This window comes from uncultured Agrococcus sp. (assembly GCF_945915485.1).
GTDB lineage: Bacteria > Actinomycetota > Actinomycetes > Actinomycetales > Microbacteriaceae > Agrococcus.
The window spans coordinates 36,375-42,392 of sequence record NZ_CAMEFJ010000013.1 but is presented as its reverse complement, the minus strand read 5'-3'; the positions used below and the strand labels follow the sequence as shown (position 1 = coordinate 42,392).

Sequence of the window (6,018 nt, the reverse complement as noted above, 5' to 3'; positions counted from 1 at the left end):
TTCGAGCCCCGCCTCGATCTCGAAGCGGTTTCGCAGCGGGTCGAGACCGGCCGCGTAGTAGAGCGGAATGAACGCCAGCCCGTAGCGCTGCCACTGCGTCCTGTGCACGTCTTCGTGGGCGAGCACGGCATCCGTCATCGGCTTCGACGTCAGCACCGTGTCTCCGACGCACGTGCCGCCGCGACCGAATGCCCACGACGGGAGGCCGGTGACGACCGTCAGCGCACCGTGCCGCGAGAACGTACCGCCGAGCGCAGCACCCCAGAGTTTCGCGCCCGAGGACGCGATGCGGAATCCGGCGCGCGCGACCGGAGGAGCGGTCACGGCGCTGCCGAAGCGGTCCGCGGCCGAACGCGTCAGCCGACCGATGCCGAACCCGAGCCGGCGAAGCCGGGGCACGATCAGTCGCCCTCGAACGCGACCGGCTCGCCGCGCAAGTAGGATTCGACGGCACGTGCCGCATCCTTCGTTGCTGCCAGCTTCGTAGCGGTTGCGTCGAGCGACTGACGAGTGCTTTCTGAATCGATGAGGGAATCCCGCGACGAAGCCAACGCCGCCTGCACCGCAAGTGGAGCGTTGCGCGCGATCTGCGCGGCGATTTCGATCGCGGTAGCCAACTGTTCGCCGTCGGGCGTGATCTCCTGCACGAGCCCGATGCGATGGGCCTCGCGAGTATCGAACGGCTCCGCCGTCAGAATGCGGCGCATTGCGTTGCCCCAGCCGAGGCGGTGAAAACGGAGGGTCGCGCCGCCGAACGGCATGATGCCGCGGGCGACCTCGAGCTGCGCGAAGGTCGTCGACTCGGCAGCGACCACGATGTCAGCGGCAAGGGCGAGCTCGATCGAGAGCGTGTACGCGTAACCCTGCAGTGCGACGATGACGGGCTTCGACACCGGCTCCGTTCTGATGCCCCAGGGGTCGATGCCTCCTGCGAGGGCGTCGAAGGAACCATCCGCCATCTTCGGCCCGATATCCGTCAGATCGAGACCGGCAGAGAAATGCTCGCCGTGCGCGTACACGACGCCGACCCGGAGATCCGGATCATCGTGCAGTTCGCGGTAGGCGAGCGCGAGCTCCTGCAGCATCGCCTCGTGCATGGCGTTGCGCTTCTGCGCGCGGTTGAGTCCGATGAGCAGGATGTGCCCATCGCGGTCGATCGTCAGGTACTGATACTCCACCCGTCAGAATCTACCGCGAACAGGGCAACCCCAGAAGGTTTTTATTGGTCGAGACGCCTTCTGGACCCATGAAAACCGTCTGGAGACTGTGCGAGGCCTACAAAGCGCTACTGAACGTTGTCGCCTTCGGTGATGGACTGCTGGTTGCCGCCCTTCAGCGCCTGCAACCTGGCTTCGATCTCGAGCTGCTCTCCGACGTCCTCGAGCGACTCGAACTGCGCGTCCAGGCTCGACGAAGCGAGTTCCTGTTGGCCCAGCACCTTCGCCTCCTCGCGGCGGATCTTGTCTTCGAAGCGGCCGATCTCGCTCGTCGGGTCCATGATGTCGATCGACTTCACGGCGTCGGCAACCTGCAGCTGTGCCTGCGCGGTCTTCTGGCGAGCGATGAGCTGCGAACGTTTGGTCTTCAGCTGCTCGAGCTTCTGCTTCATCTGGTCGAGGCCGGTCTTGAGCTTCTCGACCGTCTCGTTCTGCGACTGGATGGACGGCTGCGCGGACCGTGCTTCGTTCTCAGCAGCGAGCTGCTTGCCGAGCGCGACCTTCGCGAGGTTGTCGAAGCGCTCCGCTTCGCCGGGGTTCTCGGAACGGAGCTGGTCGGCCCGCTGGCTTGCCGCGAGAGCCTTCCGCCCCCAATCTTCGGCCGCCTGGATGTCCTCGCGGTAGTCCTGCTCCTGCATCCGCAGATTCCCGATGGTCTGAGCGATAGCCGACTCGGCGTCTGCAATCGAATTGGTGTAGTCGCGGACGAGCTGGTCGAGCATCTTCTCGGGGTCTTCGGCCTGGTCGATGAGCGCATTGACATTTGCGCGGACCAGCTGCGAGATGCGCCCGAAGATTGACTGCTTTGCCATTGGTTCCCTTTCGTTGAACGCCTGAAATCAGTGTATTGGTCGTGGAAGAGCGTGAACAGGGGATCTCAGCGGCCGAAGCCCGAGAAGCCACCGCCGCCACCGCCGCCGAAGCCGGAGAATCCGCCGCCGCCACCGCCGCCGAAGCCCCCTCCTGAGAACCCGCCACCGCCACCCGAGAATCCACCGCCGCGGCTGCGGCCGCCGCCGGAGAAGATGGATCCGAGCACGGCGCCGACGACGAAGCTTCCGACGTCGCCGCCGCTGTCGCGGTTGTAGGGAGATCGGTCGCCGTAGTGCAGTTCGCCCTGCGCTTCCTTCTGGGCTTGGCGGGCGAGCTGGCCGGCCCTGTTCGCGTGATCTCGCCGTGCCCCGGCGTCCTTGGCTTCTATCGCGTGCGCGAGTTCCTGCTTCGCCGAACGCAGCAGCGTTCGCGGTCGCGTGCCGATGTTGGACCGGCGCGTATTGATGAAGTGCTCGCTCGACTCGATGCGTTTCCTCGCGAATTCGATGCGGGTCGCCGCTTCGTTTTCGAGCGCTTTCCGCTCCCGAGCGCCTTCGAGCGCATCGCTCACCCTGTCCATGGCTTTGTCGAACGATTCGGTCACCGAGACCGTGTCTCGCGGCGTCGCTTCGGCTGCGCCGATCTGCTCCTGCAGGAGTTCTACGAGCGGTCCGGGATTCATCGTCAGGTGATTCGCGGAGCGCACCTCGGCGATCAGCCCCTTGGCGTCCTGCACTCTGGCCGCCAGCTCGTTGTCGAGTTCGTGCAGTCGCCGCGAGTGATCGCCGACCTCCTGCAGCAGCTCGTCCATTTCCGCGAATGCAACCTCAGAGGCGTGCACGTTCACTGCGGCGGAGGATGTGTCGCCCGTTTCGATAGCGGATGCTGCCTCCCGCATCGTTTCGTCGAGCGTCGCCGCGAGGCGCTTCGCGTGATCGATGTTCTCCTGAATGGGCGCAACGGAGTCGCCGATGTGCGTCGCATGCTCATGATCCAACGTCGCTTTCGCGGCCTCGATTTCGGCGTCGAGCACGCCGCGGCGGCTCCTCAGTCCGCCGAGCACGTGCGCAGCGTTGCTCTCGAGATCGCGGAGGCGTTCGAAGCCTTCCGCGTGGTCACCGAGCGCCGCCTTCGCCTGCTGCGCCAACTCCATGATGCGGCCCGTCCAGTCGCGCTGCTGCTGTTCGGTATCGGGGATGTGATCGTCGAGCTGCTGTTGCAGCCCGAACGCGACCTCGGCATCCCGCTGTGCCCGATCCAGGGCCTCCCGGTACGGCGCGACCGGTTCCTCTCCGAACTGTGCATAGGCGAACTGGAGCTCCTGCTCCGACTGGCGAATCGTCTCGTCGAGACGCACGAGCGCGATGTCGGCTCGCTTCTTGAGTTCGCCCAACTCCGCGGCGAGCTTCCTCGCCGCCTCCTGCTTCTTGATGAGCTTCGCGACTCTGCGCCAGATGATGAGCCCTGCGACGACGAGCGCTATGACGCCGACCGTGATCCAGGTGCCCGTCCACGCCCTCTGCTCCGATTGCTGCGGGGCCGAGGAGAGCAGACTCGCAAACTCCTCTATCCCACGGGCCGCATCACCGCTTGCGACCGCGGGAACCAGGTCGTCCTCGACCGCGGATTGGATCGTGCCCCGCGAATTCGCGACATCGCTGCCCATCGCGACACCGTACCTGCCCTCGTCTTCCGTGGCGACGACGACGACGATGCTGTTGAACGGAACACCGCTCATGGTTGCCACCTGCGTCGCGAAGTTCGTGCTGTCAGCGCCTTCGAACGAGTCGATGATCATGATGTACACGTTGTCGCGACCGTCGGCGTTCGCGTCGCGAACAGCCTGCGAGACGGTATCGAGGTCGGTGCCGAGCACACCTACCTGATCGACAACGGTCTGTCCGTCGAGAGACTCGGGCTCAGCGGCACTCGACGATTGGGCGCCGAGCCCGAAGACGACGGTGACGGCCGCCAGGAAAGCGAGCAACAGCAACGGAACGGGTCGTCGACGAGCTATGCGCATGAGGCCTCCTGGTTATCACTTGCATGCTACTTCTCCCGGCAAGCAAATGGCTGTGTGTTCTCACCGGGAGAACACACAGCCAAAAGCCTCTAAGAGGCTGCGTATGCGGACGACAGCCGCGACTGCACGTCTGCGAGCTCGCGGCTCAACTCGTTCGGGAGCCTGTGTCCGAACCGTTCGAAGAATGCGCCCACGTCGTTCATCTCGTCCTGCCAGCCGTCCACGTCACAGGTGATGATCGCATTCAGCGTCTCGGCATCGATATCGAGCCCGGTGAGGTTGAGTTCGTCCGCTGCGGGAAGGATGCCGACGGGCGTCTCGACACCGGGAACCTCGCCTACGAGCCGCTTGGCGATCCAGTCGAGCACGCGGGCGTTCTCGCTGAACCCGGGCCACAGGAATCCGCCGTCCTCGTCGCGTCGGAACCAGTTGACGTTGAAGATCTTCGGAGCCCGATCGCCGAGCTGCTCGCCCATCCGCAGCCAGTGGCCGAAGTAGTCGCCCATATTGTAGCCGGCGAACGGCAACATCGCGAAGGGGTCGCGGCGGATCTGGCCGACGGGCCCTTCGGCCGCGGCGGTCTGCTGCGAGGAAATCGTCGAACCGACGAAGACACCGTGCTGCCACGAGCGCGACTGCAGTACGAGGGGAACGAGACTGGGACGACGCCCGCCGAAGATGATCGCGTCGATCGGGAAGCCCTCCGGCGCGTCGTAATCGGGCGCGATCGAAGGCGCCTGAGATGCCCGAACCGTGAAGCGCGCGTTGGGATGCGCTGCCGGCTGGTCGCCGGTGGGGTCGTAGGCGTTGCCCTGCCAGTCGGTGAGGTTTGCCGGAATCTCCTTGGACATTCCCTCCCACCAGACGTCGCCGTCGTCGGTCAGCGCGACGTTGGTGAACATGACGTCGCGCTCCATCATGTCCATCGCGACCTTGTTGGTCTTCTCGCTCGTACCGGGGGCGACGCCGAAGAAGCCGTATTCGGGGTTGATCGCCCAGAGGCGCCCGTCGGAGCCGGGGCGGAGCCAGGCGATGTCGTCGCCGATCGTCTCGACCTGCCACTCCGGTAGTGACGACTGGAGCATGGCGAGGTTCGTCTTGCCGCACGCGGAGGGGAAGGCGCCCGCGATGTGGACGACGCGGCCGGTTTCGTGCCTCATGCGCAGGATCAGCATGTGCTCGGCCATCCAGCCCTCGTCGCGGGCCATAACGCTCGCGATGCGGAGCGCGAAGGCCTTCTTCGCCAGCAGCGCATTGCCGCCGTATGCGGAGCCGTAGGAGATGATCTCTCGCGTTTCGGGGAAGTGCGTGATGTATCTGGTCGGGTTGCTCGGCCACGCGATGTCTTCCTGCCCCTGATCGAGCGGCGCGCCCACCGAGTGCAGTGCCTTGACCCAGAAGGCCCCTTCGTCGATGGCGCCGTGCACTTCGGGGGTGACGCGAGTCATGAGCATCATGCTGACGGCGACGTACGCCGAGTCGGTAATTTCGACGCCGATCTGCGAAATCGGCCCGCCGAGGGGGCCCATCGTGAAGGGCACGACGAACAGGGTCCGACCCCGCATCGAGCCCGTGAAGAGTTCGTCGAGCGTCGACCGCATTTCCGTCGGGTCATGCCAGTTGTTGGTCGGGCCCGCGTCGATCTCATGCTCGGAGCAGATGAAGGTGCGGTCCTCCATGCGCGCGACATCGTCGCGACTGGAGCGCGCCAGATAGCTGCCGGGGCGCTTGGGGACGGGAACGATCGTGCCCGCCTCGAGCAGATCCTGGGTCAGCTCCCGGTATTCTTCGTCGGTTCCCGCCAGGTACCGGATCTCTTTCGGTTGCGTTTTCGCGGCGATCTCGTCGACCCAATCGCGAACGTCCTGAGCTACATCGTGCGTCATGGTCCCAGTCTGGGATGCACGGCCACGCGATACGGGGAAATCGCTGCGCAAAAACTGCAAAAGTTTCGTATGCTGTTGC

4 protein-coding genes and 1 pseudogene are annotated in these 6,018 nt (G+C 65.1%); all 5 read right to left on the bottom strand.

Annotation, left to right across the window (positions count from 1 at the left end):
• Positions 1-288: pseudogene (locus tag Q0O95_RS04340) on the bottom strand (hypothetical protein); the annotation flags it as partial.
• A gap of 113 nt (positions 289-401) precedes the next feature.
• Positions 402-1,178: a crotonase/enoyl-CoA hydratase family protein gene (locus tag Q0O95_RS04335; protein WP_293695695.1), complete on the bottom strand. Its 777-nt coding sequence runs from the start codon at positions 1,176-1,178 to the stop codon at positions 402-404.
• Between the two features lie 107 nt (positions 1,179-1,285).
• Positions 1,286-2,029: a PspA/IM30 family protein gene (locus Q0O95_RS04330; RefSeq protein ID WP_293695692.1), complete on the bottom strand. Its 744-nt coding sequence runs from the start codon at positions 2,027-2,029 to the stop codon at positions 1,286-1,288.
• 65 nt (positions 2,030-2,094) lie between these two features.
• Positions 2,095-4,053: a TPM domain-containing protein gene (locus Q0O95_RS04325; RefSeq protein ID WP_293695690.1), complete on the bottom strand. Its 1,959-nt coding sequence runs from the start codon at positions 4,051-4,053 to the stop codon at positions 2,095-2,097.
• A gap of 89 nt (positions 4,054-4,142) precedes the next feature.
• Positions 4,143-5,939, bottom strand: a complete 1,797-nt coding sequence (locus tag Q0O95_RS04320) for a phosphoenolpyruvate carboxykinase (GTP) (protein WP_293695688.1) — start codon at positions 5,937-5,939, stop codon at positions 4,143-4,145.
• Positions 5,940-6,018: the final 79 nt, after the last annotated feature.

Excerpts from the sequence above, each read along its gene's own strand:
- Q0O95_RS04320 (WP_293695688.1), bottom strand. The coding sequence starts at position 5,939 with ATGACGCACGATGTAGCTCAGGACGTTCGCGATTGGGTCGACGAGATC.
- Q0O95_RS04330 (WP_293695692.1), bottom strand. The coding sequence starts at position 2,029 with ATGGCAAAGCAGTCAATCTTCGGGCGCATCTCGCAGCTGGTCCGCGCA.
- Q0O95_RS04325 (WP_293695690.1), bottom strand. The coding sequence starts at position 4,053 with ATGCGCATAGCTCGTCGACGACCCGTTCCGTTGCTGTTGCTCGCTTTC.